Here is a 16015-nt window from a genome sequence, read left to right as displayed (position 1 = left end):
GGTGACATGCTGTAAGCATGCGGACAATCCTGAACGTCATCTGGCTGATCTTCGCCGGTGTCTGGCTGGCCATCGGCTACGCGATCGCCGGCGTCATCTGCTGCATCCTGATCGTCACGATCCCGTTCGGCATCGCCTCGTTCAGGATCGCGGCCTACGCGCTCTGGCCGTTCGGCCGGACCGTCGTGCGCGACCCCGACGCGGGGGCGCTCTCCACGATCGGCAACGTCATCTGGCTCGTCTTCGCGGGCATCTGGCTGGCGGTCGGGCACGTGGTCACCTCGATCCCGTTGTTCCTCTCGGTCATCGGCATTCCGCTGGGCATCGCGAACCTGAAGCTCATCCCGGTTTCGCTGCTCCCGCTGGGTGCGCGCATCGTCGACGTCGACTAGGGCAGTGCCCGGGGGACGTAAGCTGTCCCGAAGAGTCACTGCTAATAACCGTTGGGTGCCATGACGTCCACCGATGCGCCTAGCCGGTCGATGAGGAGGCGACTCGCCTCCAACGCCCGTGCCAGGCTGAACTGGGTGCTCGACACGAACTCGTGGGCGACCGTCCGCGCGACCACGAACGCGGGAGTCACTTACCGCGTCACGGGCCTCGCGGGCGAGGCGGCCTTCTTCGCGCTGCTGTCCCTCCCGCCGTTCGTGCTGGGACTGATCGGGGTACTGGCCAAGCTCGGCACCTGGCTGGGGCCCCAGGTTGTCGTGCAGGTGAAGACCTGGGTGATCGACCAGGCCGGGCTGCTGTTCACCGACGACGCGGTGCACAAGGTGGTCAACCCGCTCATCACCGACGTCCTCAGCGACGACGCCAGCAAGGTGTCGATCATCTCGGTGGGCTTCCTGCTGTCGCTCTGGTCGGGCTCCCGGGCACTTTACGTCTACGTGGACCTCATCTCCGTCTCCTACGGGCTCGGCGAGGAACGCGGCATCATCAGGACCAGGCTGATGTCGTTCGGGCTCTACGTGATCGGGTTGGTCATCGGGATCATCGTGATGCCGGTGCTGGTCATCGGGCCGACGCTGCTCAAGGACGCGCTGCCGGGGGAGTACGGCGTCCTCGTCGACCTGCTGTACTGGCCGGTGGTGGTCATCGGCTCGGTGCTCTTCCTGACCGTGCTCTACCACGTGAGCGTGCCGGTCCGGACGAAGTGGTACCGGGAGCTGCCGGGGGCGATCCTGGCGCTGTTCCTGTGGATCGTTTGTGCCGCCGTGCTGCGGGCCGTGCTCGCGGCGTGGTTCTCGCCAGTGTCCGTCTACGGCTCGCTGGCCGCGCCCATCGCGCTGCTGCTCTGGCTCTACATCACCGCGCTCGCCGTGCTGATCGGAGCCATCCTGAACGCCGAGGTCGATCGGCTCTGGCCCGGCGCCAGTCGTACCAAATAGGGAATAATCCCCCAGTGGACGCACAGCGGAGAGTCGGTCCCTACACGCTCGTCAGGAAGCTGGGCGAGGGTGGCATGGGGTTCGTCTACCTCGCGGAGGACCCCACCGGCAGGCGCGTCGCGCTGAAGACGATGCGGCCCGAGCTGGCCGCCCGTGAGGAGTTCAGGCGCAGGTTCGGCAAGGAAGCCGAGGCCGCCAGGCGGGTCGCCAGGTTCTGCACCGCCCCCGTGCTCGACGCCGGGTTCGAGGGCGGGACCGCCTATCTGGTCACCGAATACGTCGAGGGCCCCGACCTGTCCGGCGTGGTCGTCCGGCAGGGGCCGCTGACCGGGTCGAACCTGGAGGCGCTGGCCGTCGGCGTGGCCACCGCGCTGGCCGCGATCCACCAGGCAGGGGTCGTGCACCGCGATCTGAAGCCGTCCAACGTGCTGCTCAGCGCGGTCGGGCCGCGGGTCATCGACTTCGGCATCGCCCAGCTCGCCGACGCCGGGGGAGCGCCCGTCACGATCGCCCAGAGCATGGGGACGCCCGCGTACATGTCGCCCGAGCAGGCCAAGGGCGAGCAGGTGACGTCGGCGAGCGACATCTTCTCGTGGGCCGCTCTGGTGGCGTACGCGGGCGTCGGCCGGCCGCCGTTCGGGTCCGGCGGGGTCGCCGAGGTCGTCTACCGGGTGATCAACCACGCGCCGGTGCTCGACGGGCTGGACGAGCGGATCAGGCCGCTGGTCGAGCGGGCGCTGGACGTTCGAAGGCCCGTCCGCTGGTCCGGAAGGTCTGTCCGGTGGGATGGTGGCTGGTTCGTCCGCCGGGGTGGTCAAGGGGCCGTCCGCTGGAGCCTTGGAAGGCCCGCCCGCTGGAGCGCTGGAAGACCCGTCCACTGGGGCCGGTGAAGGGCCGCCCGCCGGGACGGGTGAAGGGCAGTCCGGCGGGAGGCGGGCTTCTGGGCGGCGCCGTTGGCTGGGCCCGGTCGTCGCCGCCGCGCTCGCGGCCGTCCTCGGCGTGGCCGCCACGCTCGCCGTACTGCGCCCGTGGCAGGAGAGCGTCGCCGAGCCGGGCACCCCCGCCGTCACCCGCACGCTCGACGCCCTGGACACCACCTTCCAGGTGCGCATCGACTCCCTCGTGCGGCAGGGCACCACGGCGCGCCTGCAGTGGACGGTCAAGAACGTCGGCACCAAGAACGCGCCTCTGTACGACAGGTTCGGCGCGAGCGCCCTCGACAACACCGTGTCGAGGATCAGCATCGTCCCTCCCGGCGTGGGCAAGCCGTTGTACCCGGCCAGGAAGGACAACGCCTGTCAGTGCGCCGAGGTCCCCACGGCCTCGTTCGGGGGCGGTATGCAGCTTCAGCTCTGGGCCGTCTTCGAGGGCCTGCCCCAGGACGCGGAGCACGTGGACGTGAACCTCGGGCCGCTCGGAACGATCAAGAACGTGGCCCTCTCATCTGCCTGATCACCTGATCCGTGCCCGGTCCCCCCTGCCCGATCCGCTATCGTCTAGAACGTCGCGACTGGCGCGTTAGGTGGGGCGAACCACCAGGGAGCGGAAGGGCAGAAGGCCGTGCGCCTGGGTCTTCGCACATTGTCAACGATGACAGGAGAGTCATGAGTTCTCTCACAAGCGTGGACCCGCAGATCGCCGAGCTCATCAAGGCGGAGGAGCGCCGTCAGGCCGACACCGTCAAGCTCATCGCGTCGGAGAACTACGTGTCCAAGGCCGTTCTGGAGGCCACGGGCACCGTCCTGACCAACAAATACTCCGAGGGCTACCCCGGCAAGCGCTACTACGAGGGCCAGCAGGTCATCGACCAGGTCGAGACTCTGGCCAACGAGCGGGCCAAGGCGCTGTTCGGCGTCAACCACGCCAACGTCCAGCCCTACTCGGGCTCGCCCGCCAACCTGGCCATCTACATGGCCTTCCTGCAGCCGGGCGACACCGTGATGGGCATGGGCCTGCCGTTCGGCGGTCACCTCACGCACGGCTGGTCGGTCTCGGCCACCGGCAAGTGGTTCAACCCGGTCCGCTACGGCGTGCGCCAGGACACCGGCCGCATCGACCTCGACGAGGTCAGGGCGCTGGCGCTGGAGCACCGGCCGAAGCTGATCTTCTGCGGTGGCACGGCCATCCCGCGCACGATCGACTTCGAGGGCTTCGCCTCCATCGCCCGCGAGGTGGGCGCCGTACTCGCCGCCGACATCGCGCACATCGCCGGCCTCGTCGCGGGCGGCGCGCACCCGTCGCCGGTGGGCCACGCCGACGTGATCTCCACGACCACGCACAAGACGCTGCGCGGCCCGCGCGGCGCCATGCTCATGGCCACCACCGACGAGCACGCGACCGCGCTCAACAAGGCCGTCTTCCCCGGCCTGCAGGGCGGCCCGCACAACCACACCACCGCCGCCATCGCCGTGGCCCTGCACGAGGCGTCCACCGACGCCTTCAAGGCCTACGCGCACCAGGTGGTGACCAACGCGAAGGCGCTGGCCGAGGAGCTGTCGAGCCGCGGCTTCGACCTGGTCTCGGGCGGCACCGACAACCACCTCATCCTGCTCGACCTCACGCCCAAGGGCATCGGCGGCAAGCCGGCCGCCCAGGCGCTCGACCGCGCGGGCCTGGAGACCAACTACAACACGGTCCCGTTCGACACCCGCAAGCCGTTCGACCCGAGCGGCATCCGCATCGGCACCCCCTCTGTCACCTCGCGGGGGATGGGGCCGGGCGAGATGCGGCAGATCGGCGCGTGGATGGACGAGGTCGTCACCGCCCTGGCCAAGGGCGACGCCGAGCACGTCATCAGCCGGGTGCATCACGAGGTCAGCGAGCTGACCGCGCAGTTCCCGGCGCCGGGTCTCTCCTGATTTTCGTTACGGCAAGCCGCCCTCACCGCCACCCGCCGCACATGGCCGGGGGCCTCCAGGAGAACGGCCGCTGAGCCCGCACAGGGCTCGGCGCCGTTACGTGCGTGTCGTTGACCGGTGGCGCGGTTCGGTGGGCCGGAGGCGTCCCTCTCGGATGGTGGTCACCGGGAGGACGTGGTGAGTGGGCTCGCGGTGGGTTCCGCGAGAATCCACATAGACCCGCTCCGTCTCCCCAACCAGCCCAAACTCCGTTGCCCCTCCGGTCGGCCGGGACTCCGTGGCATCCCCAGTCAGTCGGAATACCGTGGCGTGGCGTATCGCGCCGTTGTCCGCCAGCCATTCCGAGTCCGGCGAGTCCATGCGCAGGACGCGGCGGGGTGCGGCGGTGACCGCCGTGATCGCGTTCTCCAGTGGCAGGCCGCAGGCCAGTAGCTTGGTGATCGTGGTGGCCAGGTCGTGGACGGGGCCGCCGATGTTGCGCACATGGATGTCGGTGCTGATCGAGTGCGGTGGGAAACCGGCGGCGATCGCGCGTTCGGCGACGTCGAAGCTGAAGCTGGCCGCGCCGTGGCCCACGTCCAGCAGCACGCCACGGTCGAGCGCGCGGGCCAGTGCGGGGACAGGGGTGCCGTCGGGTCGCCATGGATGGCCGGTCTTGCCGTGGTAGCAGTGGGTGATCACGTCGCCCTCGTCCAGCAGGTCGAGCACGTCCTCGATCAGCGGCGGTGCCTCGCCGACGTGCACCAGCAGGGGCAGACCCGCCTGCCGGGCGACGAGCCGGCCGAGCTGGAGCGGTTGCAGCCCCATCGCGCCCACGACCGCGCCGCTGGAGCGGACCTTCACGCCGCAGACCAGTCCCCGGTGCCGTTCGATGGCGGTCAGCGTGGCGTCCACGTCGATGAAACTCGGGTCGGCCGTTTCGCGTAGGTGAACGAGGCCGTATGAGCCGATGTTCATCCAGGCGCGTATTTCGGTCTCGGCGGCCGGGACGACATAGCGGGCCAGCCCGTCGATCGTGGCCTGGCCCGCGCTGCCCGCGTCGGCGACCACGTGCACGCCCTGGTCCAGGCCAGCCCGGTCCGGGGGCACGCTGATCACCGTCATCCCGTCGTAGACGTGGGCGTGCAGGTCCACCCAGCCGGGCCCGATCCAGAGATCCCCGGGCCGCTCCCGGGTCGGCTCCAGCACCAGCCCGGTGTCTCCCGGAACCAGCCGCACCGCCGCCGACGAACCAACCACCCGAAGCACACCGCCGATCCCGGCACCGCCCGCACCTGCGTCGCCGATCCCGAAACCGTCGGCCCCGGAACCGCCCGCACCTGCGTGGCCGAACCCCAAACCGCCGTTCCCGGAGCCGCTCACACCCCCGCCGCCGGTCATGCCAGGGCCTCCGCCACGGCCGCGTTGTGGAAGGCGCGGCGGATCCGGTTGATCGCGTCCGACCCCCGCCTCGGGTGCACCCGGTTGGTCAGCAGCACCACGAACACGTCCAGTTCCGGATCCACCCACAGGCTCGTCCCCGTGAACCCGGTGTGCCCATACGCCGCCGGGCTCAGCAGATCACCCCCGCTGCATCCGGGCCGCTCCCACCCTTCCCAGGCCAGCGCCCGGCCGCCGATTCGCGTCCGGGTCATCACCTCGAGCGTCCGGGCAGCCAGAAAGCCGCCGCCCCGGCACAGGGCCCGGCCCAGCCGCGCCAGGTCGTCCAGCGTGCCGAACAGCCCAGCGTGCCCGGCCACCCCGCCCAGCACCTCGGCGTTCTCGTCGTGCACGGTCCCTTGGACGATCCGGCCGCGCCACGGGCAGTCCTCGGTGGCGGCCGCACGCCGATGGTCGGGCTCGGGCAGCAGGAAGCGGGTCTCGTCCATGCCGACGGGCTCGGTCACCCGCTCCCGTACAAGCTGGTCGAGCGGTGTCCGGGCGGCCCGCTCGGCGATCAGCCCGAGGACCATGAACCCCTGGGAGCTGTACTCGAACCCGGGGGACGGACGCAACGGCAGCCGGGCCACCGCGGCGAGCAGTTCGTCGCGGGTCGGGTGGTCGCGGTAGAGCGGCTGCTGTCCGGGGATGCGTGAGGTGTGCGTCAGCAGCTCGAAGACGGTGATGCCGGACTTGTCGGTCGAGGCGTACTCCGGCAGGTGCAGCGCGATGGGGTCGTCCAGGGTCAGTTCGCCCGACTCGACCAGCGCCATGACGGCCAGCCCGACGATCGGCTTGGTGAGCGAGGCCAGGTCCCACAGGGTGTCGTCACCGACCGGGTCGCCGTTCCACGCCAGCGTGCCGAGGAGGCCACGCGAAACCGGGCCACTCGACCTGCCGTAGGCCCAGGCCGCGCCGGAGAATTCCCCGAGGGCGCGGGCCCGCGCGAGCACGTCCGTCATATGTTCCTCCCGATCGCCGCCGACACGCGGGCGGCGGCGGCCACCACCAGCGGTCCCAGCAGCGGCATGTCGTCCTGGCTCAGGCTGAGTGTGAGACCCGCGACGCTCACCGCGCCCACCGCCGTCCCACTCGCGTCGCGGACCACCGCCCCGACGCGGCGCACGTTCGCCTCATTCTCCTCCTTGTCGATCGCGTAGCCGCGTGAGCGTACCGCCTCCAGTTCCTGAAGCGGCAAAGCCGCCGCAGACCGGGGCTGAGGGCCGGGCATGAGGACGCCCCCCGTTCGGACCTGCTCCGGGCATGAGGACGCTCCGCCACAACGGACCTGTGGCGGGCATGAGGACGCCCCGCCGTACGGAGGGTTACGGCGGGGCGTCGGGTGCCTTCGGGGACGGGCCGGAGGTCCCCGGAGGCGGTGGCCGGTGGCGGGTGGCGCCGCTACCGGCCGGGGGCGGTCCTCACGGGCGGGACCGAATCGCCCGCTCGGACCTGCTCTTCAGTTGGTCTTAGGGCGATCAGCCGAGGAAGAGGTAGTCGGCCTTGTAGTCGACCTGGGTCTGGGCGCCGACCGTGCAGGTGCCCGCGGGAGCCACGCCGCCCTCGGTGTTGAGGCGCAGGATCGTGGTGGCGTGGGCCAGCAGGCCGGTGCTCTTGCCGGACTGGGTGGCGTCCAGGACCAGCTCGGGGATGTTGCCGTCACCGTTGGGGGTCTTGGTGACGACCGCTCCGCGCACCGCGCTGCCGTCTGGAGCGACCCACTGCGGCGGTCCCGCGGCCGGGGTCACGAAGGAGTGGTCGATGCCGCGCCGCAGCTTGGCCGCCACACCGTACTGGGTGAAGGCCGGGGCCGCGCCGGGCTGCTGGGTGCAGGCGTAGATCTGGGCGCCCTTCAGCACCTCGGCGGTGACCGCGCGGGGGTGGTCGAACGGGTCGCCGGACAGCTGGCCGCGTACCGCCCCGCCGTTGAACTCCGTGGTGTGCAGGTTGGTGTAGTACCGGCCGGGGTTGGCGGCGATGCGCTTGACGACCGGCGCGGCGACCTTGGCCTCACCCGCGACGCCCGTCAGGTTCGACGGCAGGCCCGCGGCGTCGGCGAACAGGTCGGCGACCACGTCGCCGTTCTTGCCGCTCGCGCCCTTGTGGATGTGGCCGTTGGTCACCGGGGCGAGCCCGGTCCAGAAGGCGGTGTAACCGATGACCGATCCTGTCGGGCGCAGCCACCAGGTGGCCTGGCCGTCCTGGTCGCCGCGCTTCTTGCCGTCGTTGGCGGGCACTTCCTTGGCGCCGTCGGCGCGGGCGGAGAGCGTGGCCTGGTTGCTGCCCTGCAGGACGCCGTTGATGTCGATCGGCTTGTTCAGCCGGTGGAACTGGCCGCGGACCGCGCCCTTGGGGTGGGCGGCGTCGTGCAGGTTGGCGTAGAAGCCGCCCGGGTCGTCGATCAGCGCCTTGACCAGCGCCGGGTCGGCGGTGACCGTGCCGGTCACGCCGAGCACGGTCTTGGGCAGCGGCTTGGTGAAGAACTCGAGCTTGACGTCGCCGTTGGCCCCCTTGGCGGCCTGGTGGATGTGCCCGGCGGTAGGTGAGTCGATCTTGTTCCAGCGAGCCGCGAAGGTGACCTCGTTACCGCTGATCTTGATGACGACGGTCGACCGGCCATCGGCGTCACCCTTGACGCCCACCTCGTTGGCACCGCGCAGGCCGGCGGCGAGGTACACGTCGTCACCGGAGGCCGAGACAGTCGCCTGAGCGGCGGTGACCGGAGCGAGAAGGCCGGTGGCGAGCAGCGCCCCGGACAGGGCGAGCGTACGAATCGACATGATGAAACCTCTTCAAGGATTGTCATTGGGGTTGGTACGGCAAGCAGTACGCGACCCGGCCCGAAGAGGTTCAACCGCTGAATCCGTAAATTTACATATAGGGAAGCGAGCGCAAAAAAGCCCTCCCACCTGTGGTGGGAGGGCTTCTGGGAGGTGAGTCCCGGGGAATTCAGGCTCTGACGGTAAGTAAAGTCTTACCAGAGGTGGTGACCACTTCGAAATGGTCGATGTCCTGGAGCTTCCACGGGCTGCCGCCGTGCATGTAGAGCGGATCGGGCGACCCGGGAACGCCGTATCCGGCGGGCGGCACCGACCAGCCCGTCATGATCCGCTTCTGGCCGGTCTTGGACACCGAGATCAGCTCGCATTCGAGCGGGCCCTTGATGCCCGAGAGCTTGAGCGCGGCATGTGTGCCCCAGCCCTTGGACTCCAGCACCAGCCCGCCGGTCACGCCGTCGGCGCCGACGCCCTCGATGGGCTTGCCGTCGGCGTAGAACTGCTCGGCCGGACCCAGATGCTGCGTGGGATGGCCCGCCGCCACGGGCGTCGCCGCGTCGCCGCCCCCGAGCTGGGTGCCGACCGCGAGCCCGCCGGCCACCAGCGTGACCGAGGCCGCCAGCCCGATCACGAATGTCCCCCGCCTCGACCGCCGGTCCTGCGCCTTCTTACGCCGGAGCAGGTCGATGACATCGGCCTGCCCGTAATCGGGAGGAGGGGGCTCTTCTCGCACCGGCCCGATCCCCGTCAGCACACTGGCCACTCCGGCCAGCTCTGACAGCTCCGCCCGACACGACGGGCAGAGGGAGAGGTGCGCTTCGAAGGCTAATCTGTCGTCGTCGTCCAGCAGACCGAGGGAGTAGGCGCCCACGTCCGTATGCTCGACTCTGTTCACGCCGTCACCCCTCTCTCCTGCAGTGCGACGCGCAACGCGCGGACCGCGTAGTAAACCCGGGACTTAACTGTGCCAACGGGAATGCCGAGCGCTATGGCAGCATCGTTGACCGACCGGTCTCGCAAGATCGTCTCGTTGAGGATCTCGCGGTGGGCCGGGGATAACGCCATCAGCGCCTCGGATACGACCACCTGGTGCAGCAGTCCCTCCATCTCGTCCGGCACGGGCATGCTCTCCAGCGGGCCGTCGCCTGATTCCGGCGGGCGGGCTTCCTTGCGCCGCCGGTCATCGATCACGATACGGCGTGCGACGGTGGCTAGCCAGGGCATGAGCGAAGCCGAGTCCGGATCGAGCTGCTCGGAACTACGCCAGGCGCGGATCATGGTCTCCTGCACGACGTCCTCGGCCCATTGCCGATCACCCGCCGTCAGCCGGATCACGAAGGCCAGCAGCGGCCGGTGGTACTCCCGGTAGAGCGTGGAGACGACCACTTCGTCATCCGGACGTACTCGTCTCATCCGGTGGCGTGAGCGTGGCTTGCCCATGGGGGCGGCTCCCTCGGCCGAGGGCGGGGGACACGTGCTGACTCGCATCATTCCCCTTTCAAAGTGCAGTCGGCAGGAAGTACGGACAGATTCCCTGGCGCGGTTCAACAGATCGGGAAGAAAGTCGTTGCGAACTCGCAGGAGGGATGCGTAGAGTCACTTCCCAGCTGCACCGAGAACTCGAGTGAGGAGGTGACGACCATGCGGGCTGTTCTGTTCGGCTTGCCGTCTGTCATCCTCCGGGTGCCTGCTTAGAGGTCACCCGGGGTCCTTCTCGACCACAAAGGTGTCACTCCGTTGTTCTCCACGCTTTTCCCGCTCGGCTGGACCGAATCCCGCGTCGCCGAGCTACCACTACACACCGTGCCCGCCCGCGTGTCCCGGGTCGATCGCGGCGCGGCCGAAGTGATCGCCGCCGATGGGCAGCATCACGTCAAGTACGGCGCGCGCGTCCGTAGGGCGTCCGCTGACGACCCGGTGGCGCTGCCCTGTGTCGGAGACTGGGTCGCGCTCAAGGAGCTCCCAGAGGGCCGTTACGAGCTCGACGCGGTCCTGCCGAGAAGCAGCGCCTTCGTCAGGGGCGGCGTCAGCCGCGACTCGCGCGGCGGCCTGTCGGGCGACGGACAGGGCCAGGTGCTCGCGGCCAACATCGACATCGTCTTCGTCGCGGAGCCGTCCATGCACGCCACGGACTTCGCCGACCTGGGCCGTATCGAACGGCTCGTCGCGCTGGCCTGGGAGTCGGGCGGCACGCCGGTCGTGCTCGTCACCAAGTCCGACCTGTTCGAACGCGGCCTCGACGACCTGCTCGCCGACGTACGCGTCGCCGCGCCGGGCGTCGACGTGCACGCCGTCTCCTCGGTGCTCGGCGACGGTGTCGAGCTCGTACGCGGCTACCTCGAAGGCTCGCGTACGGCCGTCGTGCTCGGCCCGTCGGGCGCCGGCAAGTCCACGCTCGTCAACGCCATGGCGGACGGCGAGGCGATGGACACCCAGCAGGTGCGCGCCGCCGACGGCCGGGGCCGCCACACCACCGTGCACCGGGAGCTGATCCCGCTGCCCGGCGGCGGCCTCGTCATCGACACGCCGGGCATCCGCCGCGTCGGCCTCTACGAGATGAGCGAGGGCGTCGACCTCGTCTTCTCCGACATCGAGGAACTGGCGGCCGGCTGCCGGTTCGACGACTGCGGCCACGAGAGCGAGCCCGGCTGCGCGGTGCTCGCCGCGCTGGAGTGCGGCGAACTCCCCGAGCGGCGGCTGATCAGCTGGCGCAAGCTCCAGCGTGAGGCCGCCTGGATGGCCTCGCGCACCGACGCGCGCCTCCGCAAGGAGCAGCAGAACAAGTGGAAGGTCATCCACAAGGAAATGCGGCGCACGGGCAGAAACCGGCCCTGACCGGGTAACACCACTGCATGGAGCTGCTGTTCGCGGACCGCGCGCAAGCGGGGGCCATGCTGGCGGGACGCCTGCTCGACGCGCAGGACCCGGTGGTGCTGGCGCTCCCGCGCGGCGGCGTGGCGGTGGCCGTGCCGATCCACCGCAGCGTCGGTGGCCGGCTCGACGTGCTGGTGACTCGGAAGATCGGCTATCCGCCGACGCCCGAACTGGGCGTCGGCGCGATAGCCGAGGGCGGCGAGCCGGTGTTCGACCTGCTGCTGCTGCGCCGGCTCGGGATGACGCCCGAGTCGGTGGCGGACGTGGTCGCGGAGGAGCGGCGCGAGCTGGCCCGCCGGGTCAAGGTCTATCGGGGCGACCGCCCGCTGGCCGATCTCGCCGGACGCGAGGTGATCGTGGTCGACGACGGCCTGGCCACCGGCGCCACCGCGCGGGCCGCGCTCCGGGCGGTCGGCGCGGCCAAGCCGGGCCGGGTGACGCTGGCCGTGCCGGTGGGCGCCCGCGACACCGTCGAGGCCATGCGCGAGGAGGCCGACGAGGTGGTGGTGTTGCGGGTCCCGGCGGATTTCCGGGCGGTGGGGCAGTGGTACGAGCACTTCGATCAGCTCAGCGACGCCGACGTGCTGGATCTGCTGGCGGGTGTCTGAGTGAGGGGTGTTTCGTCACGCGACCGTCTCGGGCTCTGTGACGGTCCGTCGGGGTTGGTGTCCCTTGGGAGGGATACCTCCTGCGGGGGTGAGGAGGAGGCCGGTCCGCAGAGGGCGGGGTCCCCTCGGGGAAGCGGACGAAGGTGGTCCGTTGTGGCCTGGGTCCCGCTGGGCGTGAGGTCAGTTGGAGAGTACGGCCCAGACGAGCTTGCCCTGGGTGCCGGGGGTGAGCCAGCCCCAGGTGGTGGTGAGGGCCTCTACCAGGCGCAGGCCGCGGCCGTATTCGGCGAAGACGTCGGTGGTGGGCGGGGCGGTCGGCGCGTGCCGGCTGTAGTCGCTCACCACGCACGCCACCTCGGGCCGCCGGCTCAGCAGCCGGAGCTGGATGGCGCCGCCGCCGTGCCGCATCGCGTTGGTGACGAGCTCGGAGACCACCAGCTGGGCGTCGAAGACCATGCCGTCGGAGCCCCACGAGGTGAGCGTCCGGTCGACGAACCGCCTGGCGGAGGCCACACAGACGGGCTCGAACGTGCTCAGCTCATGAAAGCGGAAGACCTCGTCACACGGACCGCGCCGCCCTTCGAGCAGAATGGGCAGCAGCCATTCGGGTGCCTGGGCACACGTGGCGGCTTGCGGCCGAGCGTCGAAAGTCGTCATCCTGGCCCCCGAAGCGCGGTCTAGGTGATCCAATGCCCATCTTTACGGCGTGTGCTTACCGATGCAAGACTTTTCGTGTTTTACAGATGCAAATAGCATCTGCACGTGCAGATGATCTGGGAGCGATGGGTGTGAGCGCACTGAGTGCGGAAGGGAATGTGGTCGGCTACTCGCCGGGAAGCCCGACGGTGCTGCGGATCCTGCTGGGTACGCAACTGCGCAGGCTCCGCACGGAGAAGCGTATCTCGCGGGAGGACGCGGGGTATGCGATTCGCGCTTCTCACGCCAAGATCAGCCGCCTGGAGCTCGGGCAGGTCAGCTTCAAGGAACGCGACGTCGCCGATCTGCTCACCCTCTACGGCGTCACCGACGAGGCCGAGCGGGCGCCGTTGCTGGAGCTGGCCCGGCAGGCCAACGCCCCGGGCTGGTGGCACAAGTACAGTGACCTGCTGCCCGGCTGGTTCGAGGTCTACATCGGGCTGGAGGGTGCGGCTTCGGTCATCCGTACGTATGAGAACCAGTTCATCCCCGGCCTGCTCCAGACGCCCGAGTACGCCAGGGCGGTGATCAAGCTGGCGCACGAGACGACTCCCGAGGGCGAGCTCGACCGGCGCGTGGCGCTGCGCACCAGGCGGCAGGAGCGCCTGGCCGGTGGCCGGCCGCTCAAGCTGTGGGCGGTCATCGACGAGGCCGTGGTGCGGCGTGCGCTCGGCGGCCGTGAGGTGATGCGCCGGCAGATCGAGCACCTGCTGGAGATGACGAAACGGTCCAACATCACCGTTCAGGTCATCCCGTTCGAGCGCGGCGGGCACGCGGCCGCCGGCGGGCCGTTCAGCATCCTGCGTTTCCCCGAGCGTGAGCTGCCCGACGTCGTGTACCTGGAGCAGCTCACGAGCGCCCTCTATCTGGACAAGCCGGCCGAGTCCGAGCATTACATGCAGGTCATGGACCGATTGAGCGTCCAGGCCGACTCCCCTGAGCAGACCAAACGCTTCCTGGAGCGCCTGCTGTCAGTGTGATCCACCCCATATCCGGGTTTTGGTCGTCCCCTATATGGTGATCTTGGCGATGCCGTAACGTGATCTCGCAACCACGGCTGCACGTGCATCCGTAAGCGCGCGAGGGAGCTTCCCCAATGCATGAGTTCCGCAACGGAACGCCCGCCGGTCGCCTTCCCGCCGTCTGGCGCAAGAGCAGGCGGAGCAACCCCAACGGCAACTGCGTCGAGGTGGCCGATCTGCCCACGGGAGAGGTGGCGATGCGTAACTCACGCTTCCCCGAGGGGCCCGCCCTGGTCTACACGCGGGATGAGATCACCGCGTTCGTGCTCGGCGCCAAGGACGGCGAGTTCGACGATCTGATCGTCTGAGGCTCTGATCGCCTGAGGCTCTGATCGTCTGAATCTCTGATCGTCTGAGCCAAGAGCCCCGAGCCAGGCGTAGCGCCGACCCAGAGCGGTCCAGCCCCGAAGCTCGGGAGACACTGATCCGGAAATCACTTCAGCCCGGCGTCACGGATGACGCCGGGCTGAAGCGCGTGCTGGGGGCTGAGGTCTTTGCCTGATCAAGCAGTTGCCCCGACCGGGTTCGCCGGAGCCTGGACTTGGCTGGCCAGGCCCCGGTTCATCGGGGCAACTGCATGATCACGCGGTGATCGCTGCCGGGTGGAGTCAGGCGGCGGAGATGCCGGCGCTGGCGGCGCGGCGCATGCGACGGCGACGCTCGGAAGCGCGCTCGTCCTCGTTCAGGCCACCCCACGTGCCGTACTTCTCCGGACGGGACAGCGCGTAGTCCAGGCACTCGTTGCGGACAGGGCACTGGGCGCAGATCGCCTTGGCCTTCCGCTCGCGCACGTCACGCTCGGGCTGCCGCTCCCCATCGGGGCCGAAGAAGAGCACGAGGTCCTCACCCCGGCACGCGGCATCATCCTGCCAACCCCAGCTGGGGCGCGGGCGGGCGAGCTGCCGACGTACCTGAGACATGAGAAAACCACCTTCGTGAGAGGTATTTCAGTAATTGAGCCGCATTGGACGTTTTCGGCGTCACTGTTCCAACGCAAAGGTGGGCCGTAGTGTTCCCGTGATCAGGTAAGGGCGGGCGTGGCGTACCGCACAGGCGTGAGCCTGTCCAGCGAAACCAGCCGGTAGGTGGTGATCTTCTCGGCGCAAGCCGTACCACACGGCGCTTGGAACACCGATGGCTCAACCACAACCTCGAACCGGACGTCGCCGCAGCGCACGATGGCTTCGGTGACGTCGCCGTCCGACCTGGAGGATTCCACGGCCACTGCGCCGACAGAACACTCTCCCGTATGGGTTCGGGCGAAGTGCTCGACGGCTTGCAATGGCTCAGGGATGCCTGCGCGTCCCCGGTAACGGTCGAGAATGATCTCGCCCGACCGGTACGCGTTAGCCGCTGCGATCGCAGCAGCCTGAGACATGCTGCCGTAGAAAATTCCGTGTGGCAAGCACACGAGGTTGGCGGCGTAGCGATCGCCGCCAACGTGTGACGTTTCCCATACTCTGTCCGGCCAGTTTTCGGCCAGGCTTCGAGCGATGGGTAGTCCAATGCGGGCGCAACACGCATTGCGCTTGGCGTGCGTGCAGACCAGAAATACCGGCTCGTCTTCAAGTATGCAGGACTCCGGGACCACTCCGGCCACCAGCGCGTCCAGGTCAAGATCCTCGGTACCTGCGATGACTCCGCTGGCCAGCCAGGGGTTGGGGCCCGTGGCGTAGCCCACTAGCACACGCAAGTCCTGCTCCTGTGGGCGGACCCGTCGGCCGGGGCGGCGGATGAGCTGGGCTCTGATGCCACGTTCTTGGGCTCGGCGCACGAGGTTCGAGATTTTTTCAGGAAGCTCGAAGGTTTCCAGATGTGACGGCCACGGCCCGTCGTACTCGACGAGTAGCCACAGCCGGGCCCCCACGGTGGCGCTGGCCAGATTCGGCACCCCGCCCGTGTGGCAGCCATCCGGATGCTCGCAACCCCTGGTCAACGCCTTTCTCCCCTCTTGCGAATTAGGTAAGACTAACCTAACGGTAAGAGGGATGTACGGGTTACCGACTGAAAGCCGCCCTGGCGGCCGGCAGCGCCGCCGCCCGGTCCTCGGGGACGAGACCGATCCTGGTCCTGCGGTCGAGGAGGTCGTCCGCGTCGAGCGCGCCCTCGTGGGCGACGGACCACAGCAGCTCGCCCACCGTGACGCCGAGGCCGACCTCCTCGGGATGCGCCCGGACGAGTTCGTGCACGGCCGCCGCCTCGACGCCGTGGCGGGCGACCAGCCGCTCGGGTGGGCGGCCCGCGCCCGCCCCGGTTCGCGGGGTCACGGCGCCGTGACCCCCCCCCCCCCCCACCACCCGGGGAAAGGCGGGAACCCCACCCCCCCCCCGGGCGGTACCCACCCCGATAGCGCCGACCACCCCGACCGCCCCC

The 16015-nt window shown here is 69.4% G+C and carries 19 protein-coding genes and 1 riboswitch; of the genes, 9 read left to right on the top strand and 10 right to left on the bottom strand.

Annotation, left to right across the window (positions count from 1 at the left end; all coding sequences use genetic code 11):
* The first annotated feature begins 17 nt into the window (after positions 1–17).
* From AB0J16_RS37865 to glyA, 5 genes are all read left to right on the top strand, one after another.
* Positions 18–392 (top strand): YccF domain-containing protein, encoded by a 375-nt coding sequence (locus tag AB0J16_RS37865; RefSeq protein WP_358548915.1) that lies wholly within the window; start codon positions 18–20, stop codon positions 390–392.
* 90 nt (positions 393–482) lie between these two features.
* Positions 483–1388, top strand: a complete 906-nt coding sequence (locus tag AB0J16_RS37860; protein ID WP_358548912.1) for a YihY/virulence factor BrkB family protein — start codon at positions 483–485, stop codon at positions 1386–1388.
* A 14-nt stretch (positions 1389–1402) separates the two neighbouring features.
* The gene (locus AB0J16_RS37855) at positions 1403–2278 is read left to right on the top strand and encodes a serine/threonine-protein kinase (RefSeq protein ID WP_358548909.1); all 876 of its coding nucleotides are present in this window, start codon (positions 1403–1405) and stop codon (positions 2276–2278) included.
* Positions 2226–2840 carry a hypothetical protein gene (locus AB0J16_RS37850; protein ID WP_358548906.1) on the top strand — a complete coding sequence of 205 codons (615 nt, stop codon included), beginning with the start codon at positions 2226–2228 and terminating at the stop codon, positions 2838–2840. Before AB0J16_RS37855 ends, AB0J16_RS37850 begins: the two co-directional genes overlap by 53 nt.
* A 45-nt stretch (positions 2841–2885) precedes the next feature.
* Positions 2886–2967, top strand: a riboswitch (ZMP/ZTP riboswitch).
* A 25-nt stretch (positions 2968–2992) separates the two neighbouring features.
* Positions 2993–4246 (top strand): serine hydroxymethyltransferase, encoded by a 1254-nt coding sequence (glyA, locus tag AB0J16_RS37845; protein WP_358548903.1) that lies wholly within the window; start codon positions 2993–2995, stop codon positions 4244–4246.
* Between the two features lie 96 nt (positions 4247–4342).
* Here glyA and AB0J16_RS37840 read toward each other — a convergent pair whose 3' ends face one another.
* The 6 genes from AB0J16_RS37840 to AB0J16_RS37815 form a co-directional block, all read right to left on the bottom strand.
* Positions 4343–5626, bottom strand: a complete 1284-nt coding sequence (locus AB0J16_RS37840; protein ID WP_358548901.1) for a hypothetical protein — start codon at positions 5624–5626, stop codon at positions 4343–4345.
* Entirely contained in the window at positions 5623–6627 is a 1005-nt protein-coding gene (locus tag AB0J16_RS37835; protein WP_358548898.1) for a serine hydrolase domain-containing protein, read from the bottom strand. The genes AB0J16_RS37840 and AB0J16_RS37835 overlap by 4 nt, the downstream gene beginning before the upstream one ends.
* Complete coding sequence (locus AB0J16_RS37830) at positions 6624–6863, bottom strand: IclR family transcriptional regulator C-terminal domain-containing protein (protein ID WP_358548895.1); 240 nt, start codon at positions 6861–6863, stop codon at positions 6624–6626. The genes AB0J16_RS37835 and AB0J16_RS37830 overlap by 4 nt, the downstream gene beginning before the upstream one ends.
* Positions 6864–7143: 280 nt before the next feature.
* Complete coding sequence (locus AB0J16_RS37825; protein ID WP_358548892.1) at positions 7144–8445, bottom strand: CHRD domain-containing protein; 1302 nt, start codon at positions 8443–8445, stop codon at positions 7144–7146.
* A 169-nt stretch (positions 8446–8614) separates the two neighbouring features.
* Complete coding sequence (locus tag AB0J16_RS37820; protein WP_358548889.1) at positions 8615–9337, bottom strand: zf-HC2 domain-containing protein; 723 nt, start codon at positions 9335–9337, stop codon at positions 8615–8617.
* Complete coding sequence (locus tag AB0J16_RS37815; RefSeq protein WP_357941099.1) at positions 9334–9882, bottom strand: sigma-70 family RNA polymerase sigma factor; 549 nt, start codon at positions 9880–9882, stop codon at positions 9334–9336. The genes AB0J16_RS37820 and AB0J16_RS37815 overlap by 4 nt, the downstream gene beginning before the upstream one ends.
* Positions 9883–10179: 297 nt before the next feature.
* Here AB0J16_RS37815 and rsgA point away from each other — a divergent pair, with 297 nt between their 5' ends.
* A complete protein-coding gene (gene rsgA, locus AB0J16_RS37810) occupies positions 10180–11277 on the top strand; it encodes a ribosome small subunit-dependent GTPase A (protein WP_358548886.1) in 1098 nt (365 codons plus the stop codon).
* A 17-nt stretch (positions 11278–11294) separates the two neighbouring features.
* Positions 11295–11924, top strand: coding sequence for a phosphoribosyltransferase family protein (locus AB0J16_RS37805; protein ID WP_358548883.1), 630 nt, complete (start codon positions 11295–11297; stop codon positions 11922–11924).
* A gap of 180 nt (positions 11925–12104) precedes the next feature.
* On the opposite strand, the gene AB0J16_RS37800 is transcribed toward AB0J16_RS37805, so the two are convergent.
* Positions 12105–12581 (bottom strand): ATP-binding protein, encoded by a 477-nt coding sequence (locus AB0J16_RS37800; RefSeq protein ID WP_358548881.1) that lies wholly within the window; start codon positions 12579–12581, stop codon positions 12105–12107.
* 131 nt (positions 12582–12712) lie between these two features.
* On the opposite strand from AB0J16_RS37800, the gene AB0J16_RS37795 reads away from it, so the two are divergent.
* Positions 12713–13600 carry a helix-turn-helix transcriptional regulator gene (locus AB0J16_RS37795; protein WP_358548878.1) on the top strand — a complete coding sequence of 296 codons (888 nt, stop codon included), beginning with the start codon at positions 12713–12715 and terminating at the stop codon, positions 13598–13600.
* Between the two features lie 116 nt (positions 13601–13716).
* Positions 13717–13950: a DUF397 domain-containing protein gene (locus AB0J16_RS37790; protein WP_225289364.1), complete on the top strand. Its 234-nt coding sequence runs from the start codon at positions 13717–13719 to the stop codon at positions 13948–13950.
* 300 nt (positions 13951–14250) lie between these two features.
* On the opposite strand, the gene AB0J16_RS37785 is transcribed toward AB0J16_RS37790, so the two are convergent.
* From AB0J16_RS37785 to AB0J16_RS37775, 3 genes are all read right to left on the bottom strand, one after another.
* Positions 14251–14562, bottom strand: coding sequence for a WhiB family transcriptional regulator (locus AB0J16_RS37785; RefSeq protein WP_080036407.1), 312 nt, complete (start codon positions 14560–14562; stop codon positions 14251–14253).
* Positions 14563–14663: 101 nt separating this feature from the next.
* Entirely contained in the window at positions 14664–15533 is an 870-nt protein-coding gene (locus tag AB0J16_RS37780) for a sucrase ferredoxin (RefSeq protein WP_358548875.1), read from the bottom strand.
* Positions 15534–15639: 106 nt separating this feature from the next.
* A complete protein-coding gene (locus AB0J16_RS37775) occupies positions 15640–15909 on the bottom strand; it encodes a glycerol-3-phosphate dehydrogenase C-terminal domain-containing protein (protein WP_358548872.1) in 270 nt (89 codons plus the stop codon).
* Positions 15910–16015: the final 106 nt, after the last annotated feature.

It is taken from the genome of Nonomuraea sp. NPDC049750, assembly GCF_040659625.1.
Taxonomy (GTDB): Bacteria; Actinomycetota; Actinomycetes; order Streptosporangiales; family Streptosporangiaceae; genus Nonomuraea.
Note: the sequence above shows the minus strand (reverse complement) of the source record. Positions and strands in the feature narration are given on the sequence as shown.